We start from the raw sequence: 4,874 nt of genomic DNA, 5'->3' as shown, positions 1-4,874 counted from the left end.
CATTCCTGCATCTGCAAGATGCGCGAGGATCGTAAGACCTTCGGAGAATGGCACCGGTTGTTCACCAAGGTTCCGGGCAAAACAGAAACGGCAGGAGTAGTTGCAGGCAGAGATCAGGTGCCAGTTGACGGACCGGATGGCAGAATGTGCAGGCATGCATTACGATTCTGGAAGAGCATATCATCACCCTTCTTTGAAATTGTTGTTAAAACCGGAAACAAATTAAACAACCCTGATACATCTTCTCCGTATGGGCCGTCCGCACCTTCTCTTCATGAGTGCAGGGGAGCGTATCAACCAGACCTTCCCTATCTGCGTGAAAAGCCTCGAAGAAATCACCCATACGTTCATCGTGGTCGAAGAAGGGGTCTATCACGACCTGCCTGACGACCCCGAACACCTGAGGTCGGTAAAACCACAGATCCGCCAGGCTATCGAAGATGTGCGGGCAATTTGCAAACCACTGGCAATCTCATTCGCCGCAATACGGACACCTGATACAACGATCCACCCCATCCGTGACGCCCTCCTCGCGACTACCCGCCAGTACCCTGAGGCGCGCTGCTCGTTCAACCTGAGCGGAGGGACAAAGATGCTCTCCCTCTCCCTCTTCATCATGGCTCTCTGGCTTGACGCCCGGATTTACCTGACACCGGCAAACGACTGCATCGAACAGGTTCTCATACCAAGAATGCATCTGGATGACGTCAGAAGGAACCCAAACTACACAACTGCTCTATCAATCCTTTCGCATAAGGGCACAGGCAGCTGGACTCCCCGGCAGGAATTTGGCAGAGAACTGGAGAAACAGTACCGGCCTTCGCGGTTCTCAGGTGACCACGGGATTACCCGCATTCCAAACCGCGGCACAATTACAAAGATCTTGCAGCAGCTCATTGGGTGGAACCTCATCGAAGAGTCATTCTGCCGCAACAGTAGAAAGGCGAAACAGTACCGATTGACGCTGCATGGCGAGTTTGCCTGGAAGGTATTACAGACCGAGGATCGGGATGTTGCAATGGGAGCAGAATAGTTTCAGAGCAGGAAAACAGTTTCCAGACACTCTCAAGTAGTTCCCATTGAGATCCTCTGATGGAGGTGAGACATGTGGGTAAGAAAGGATCCATAACACCCGGTGCGGCACGCCGAGTTCAGGCCGCCGCCGACCGGGGTGGCACCAACCAGGGGTTCAAGTCACGGGCAATGTCCGCTGCCGCAAAAAATTCCCAAAAATAACCCTTTTCCGAAAGCCTCACCACTTGCCAGCCTCAAAGATCAGGAATCTGTTCGGGATGACCAGATCCACTTGACCTTTCGGGTCTAATAGAGTTCGTCCCAAAAAGGTCCGCGAACCTCCGGTACATCCTGATTGGGACACTTATATTCAAGGTTTCTATCATCTGGGCCGTAACCGAGGTCAAGATGTTAAAACGGCTTTCCATTGGGTATCGCCACGCGGGGGAGGGACCGGGAGGGGGGGTCCCCCTCCCGGAAGAGGCGTTTTGGGACGACCTCAAAGTCACGTGGGGGAGAGAATTTTGCCTGTTAGACGCAGCGTCATGGGTGTTTAGGACGCCTTCCAGATAACGCCCGGGTCCCGTGGGAGTTTTCCTGCCGCTCACGACAGCGCGGATCCGCCAATATAAATAGGGTGTTGTCCGGCCGGTGCCTGCTGGCCGGACCGCATTTCACCATCGTCCGTGCAGACCCGGTGCCGCTCACATGACCTCGCCGAGGGCCTTGCTCACGTCGGCGGCGGAATGGAACTCCCGGTCCTTGATCCTCCTCAGGATATCGAGCACGTCACCGGGTGCATTGTTCTTCTGCGCCTGGTTGACGACCTCCTTCTTGCCGGCAGGATAGTCCATACCCCGAAGGTACTTCTGCACCTGGGCCACGCTGACCGATGCCTTCTTGCCCATCTCTGCAGCCCGCTCCTCCGTCGGCGCCCGGGTTGGCCCGGTCTCCTCCCTGGCCATCGCTTTGCTGACATCGATCGGCGAGTGGTAGGTCTGGTCAGGCAGGTTATCGAGGATATCCATGACATCCCTGTCCGCCTTGTTCTTCTTTGCCTTATCGATCAAGTCCTGCCTGCTCGCCGGGTAATCTACCCCGGCCAGATACTTCTCAACCACCGCCGGGCTCACCTTAAACCGTGCCTCTACCATTCGAATTCGCCTCCTGTGACGGCGGGTGAATGGGGCAAATAATATAAAAAGATTAGTATGGATGCCCGTCATGGTTGGTGCTGAAGGTCATCCTCATAACCTGCGCACGAATCCGAGAAAACCCCTCTCTGTGCCTCTGTGTTCACCGACAGGTGCGGCCGACCGAGCAATCAGCGGACCCGGTCACAGGCAGAGGCAATAGCATGGGCGGCATCGCTCTCTTGAACGAGGAGATGCTGAGTCCGCCGGACCATCAGCAATACATTGATACAGGGTGGGCGACAGTGGATGGATGCGTAGAAATCCCCGGAGTTTTGTTATGCCGGGGTGGGAGGTTTGCCTGATGACTCTCGTGATCGCATTTATTGGAAAACAGGGAGCCGTAATGGCCGGGGACATGCGGGAGATCGCGTTTTTGGGGGACGATTCCTGCATCGAAGAACTGGAGCGCGAGCTCTACAACGGCTTGATCGCCTCTGACGATGAGCTGAAGGAGCGGGCGAGCGAGATCGGGGTGACGATCAGGGTCAGGGACGATAAAGCCAAGGTTTTGCAGCGGGACGGGGTGCTCATCGGCGAGGTAACTGAGACCGATGGATTGGCAGTTGCGAGGAAGAGGCTCTATGTCACGAAAGGGAGTTACGTGATCGCCGAGGTTATCGATTCCCGGTTACGGGTGACCAGGAGGGGCAGTGCAAGCAACTTCGTGGTGCTTGGAAACAACATCACGAAGCAGATTGCTAATCAATGCATCCAGGGGGCATGGGAGGGAGGAACGATTTCAGACGCTATTCGGCTCATCATGCTCACCATGCAGATAGCGGCGAGCGTGACGGCATCGGTGAGCAGAACGTTCATTCTGGTGCATACCGAACTCGCGGCCAATCTCAGCAGTGCTATAGAGCAGGATTCCCGGGGATGAATGCTCTCTCCGGGTGGACTAAGTATCCCGGTATACACCCACGGGGTTTCCCGCCACTCCCTGAATTGGGGGCGTGGAGCCCTGCCGGAGACGGCAACGGTATCTCGACCGCAAAAATGTGATATATGGAAAAATTATTGGTTAAAATTATTGGTTAAGGAGGTTACGCCTCTTGAGCCAGTCTACCTGAGCCCTGACGTAGCGGTAGACGATATCACACTTCTCGTCCTGGAAACTCCAGGGAACGACGATAAGAAGATCCCCTTCACGTATCCAGAGGCGCTTCTTGATCTTGCCCTTGATCCGCCCGGTCCGTGTAACACCGTCCTCACAACGGACCCGTATGTGGTTTGCCCCGAGCATCAGATCAGCCCGGGCGAATATCTCCCGGTTTCGTCTTTTCGGTAACCGTACTCGTACTATCTCTCCGCTTCCGCCTTTTTGTGATCCTCGTCTATTACTCAGTTAATCAACTCCGTGACAGGCGGGTAACATTAGGCCCCGCCTGCGTATTTTGCTGGTGGTGTATACCAATGACCTGGGCCACTATTAATGTATCTGTCCCGAGAGGCCATTTAATTCTGGTTTGTTGAGGGGTCGGGCGTGTGCAGGGTGGGAAGGAAGATGCCCGGATGGCCCCATACCGGAAACCAGCACTGCCTGTCGTCATCACACCGTGCTTCATCTCAGGGGAGGCGGGTCTGTTGCATGACTGCGGACACCTCTCTCCAGACCCGGGTGGAATACAGTGCCCTGTACAGGATTCTTTATGCATGGTCATCTCCTTCAAAGTGCGCAACCGTGTTACTCACCGGGGTGGATGCGGTGAACACTGTTTTCCGTAAGTGCAATCGCAGTTAGATCTGTGCTCAAGGCCATACGGTTGCCCCCGGTAGCGACCGCGGTTTCGTCCGAAGGGTAATTAAGGTTTGAATGTACATGAGTGAAGAGGATCTTTGAATGGAAAGCAGCAAGCTGTACGTCGGAAACCTCACCTACTCGGTAAATGAAGAGCAGTTGAAAGAATTATTTGCCCCGTACGGGACGGTAAACGACGTCAGAGTCATTGAACGCAAAGGGTTCGGGTTCGTTGAAATGTCCAGCCCTGAAGAGGCTGAGAAGGCAAAAGAAGCCCTGAACAATACTGTGTTCGAAGGTCGCACCTTAAGGATCGACGAGGCTCGGCCTCCGAGACCAAGAAGCGACTTCCGTCGGTATTAAGTTCTTATTCGGCTGAACAGTAACCCGAATACTACTTTTTTGGAAGATCAGAGTCAGGGAATCCCCCGCCTCTGATCGATCCTGTACGCGCGATGTTGTATCGTTTTCTGTCGTTGTCCTGTCCTGTGCGACCGGGTATTCCACCGGGGGCGGGGTGCGGGGGAGGATGAGCAAAGCAATATGAGCCTGTGGGACAGTGCTCCAGGCTGAGCCGACGAAAAGCGGCGTGCTGAAGGGATATCTGACTCTCCTCAGTAAGAGTTCCGGGTCGGCATTTCTCTCACAACCCTCGTGAAGCCCCATGAGGCAGAGCGAGAGGCGGCATCGATAAAAACAGCCTCTCCCCCGCGCAGTGGACCGTGGTTGGAGGTCTCGTCTACCATATCCCTGCAGGGAGGGTTCATATCTTCCACGGCGATACGGGCCCGGTAGCCTCCACCGGGGCAGACCGCTGGTTCCAGGAGCAGATGCTATCCAGGAGGTCGACCTCGGGGCCTCCGGCAGGGTGATCTTCTTGTATGTCGCGAAAGTGACGGCATACCACCTGACAGATGAAGGCTCCA

5 protein-coding genes are annotated in these 4,874 nt (G+C 55.1%); 3 read left to right on the top strand and 2 right to left on the bottom strand.

Features of this window, described 5'->3' with window-relative positions; translation table 11 throughout:
- The first annotated feature begins 250 nt into the window (after positions 1-250).
- Positions 251-1,033, top strand: coding sequence for a hypothetical protein (locus BP858_RS00980; RefSeq protein WP_286878598.1), 783 nt, complete (start codon positions 251-253; stop codon positions 1,031-1,033).
- 685 nt (positions 1,034-1,718) lie between these two features.
- Here BP858_RS00980 and BP858_RS00975 read toward each other — a convergent pair.
- Positions 1,719-2,168: a DUF2795 domain-containing protein gene (locus tag BP858_RS00975; protein ID WP_014868172.1), complete on the bottom strand. Its 450-nt coding sequence runs from the start codon at positions 2,166-2,168 to the stop codon at positions 1,719-1,721.
- 343 nt (positions 2,169-2,511) lie between these two features.
- On the opposite strand from BP858_RS00975, the gene BP858_RS00970 reads away from it, so the two are divergent.
- Positions 2,512-3,090 (top strand): DUF2121 domain-containing protein, encoded by a 579-nt coding sequence (locus BP858_RS00970; RefSeq protein ID WP_074175411.1) that lies wholly within the window; start codon positions 2,512-2,514, stop codon positions 3,088-3,090.
- Positions 3,091-3,237: 147 nt separating this feature from the next.
- Here the strand turns inward: BP858_RS00970 and eif1A are convergent, their stop codons facing one another.
- Entirely contained in the window at positions 3,238-3,555 is a 318-nt protein-coding gene (gene eif1A, locus BP858_RS00965; protein ID WP_074175412.1) for a translation initiation factor eIF-1A, read from the bottom strand.
- Positions 3,556-4,050: 495 nt separating this feature from the next.
- Between eif1A and BP858_RS00960 the strand changes: the two genes are divergently transcribed.
- Complete coding sequence (locus tag BP858_RS00960) at positions 4,051-4,311, top strand: RNA recognition motif domain-containing protein (RefSeq protein WP_062265537.1); 261 nt, start codon at positions 4,051-4,053, stop codon at positions 4,309-4,311.
- Positions 4,312-4,874: the final 563 nt, after the last annotated feature.

Origin of the sequence: Methanoculleus sp. UBA413, from assembly GCF_002502935.1 — an archaeon.
Lineage (GTDB): Archaea > Halobacteriota > Methanomicrobia > Methanomicrobiales > Methanoculleaceae > Methanoculleus > Methanoculleus bourgensis.
This window is presented reverse-complemented; position numbering and strand designations above follow the sequence as displayed.